Annotated in this window: 1 rRNA gene; it reads right to left on the reverse strand. The window is 57.3% G+C overall.

Annotated elements, in window-relative coordinates:
- Positions 1-302 (reverse strand): 16S ribosomal RNA (locus DXK94_RS21180); the annotation flags it as partial.

The following is a 302-nucleotide window of genomic DNA, read 5'->3' on the forward strand; positions in this document are numbered from 1 at the left end:
CCCCACCTTCCTCCGAGTTGACCCCGGCAGTCTCCTATGAGTCCCCACCATCACGTGCTGGCAACATAGAACGAGGGTTGCGCTCGTTGCGGGACTTAACCCAACATCTCACGACACGAGCTGACGACAACCATGCACCACCTGTAAACCGACCCCAAAGGGGAAACCACATTTCTGCGGCGGTCCGGTTCATGTCAAGCCTTGGTAAGGTTCTTCGCGTTGCATCGAATTAATCCGCATGCTCCGCCGCTTGTGCGGGCCCCCGTCAATTCCTTTGAGTTTTAGCCTTGCGGCCGTACTCC

Source organism: Arthrobacter sp. RT-1 (genome assembly GCF_003367205.1).
Taxonomy (GTDB): domain Bacteria; phylum Actinomycetota; class Actinomycetes; order Actinomycetales; family Micrococcaceae; genus Arthrobacter.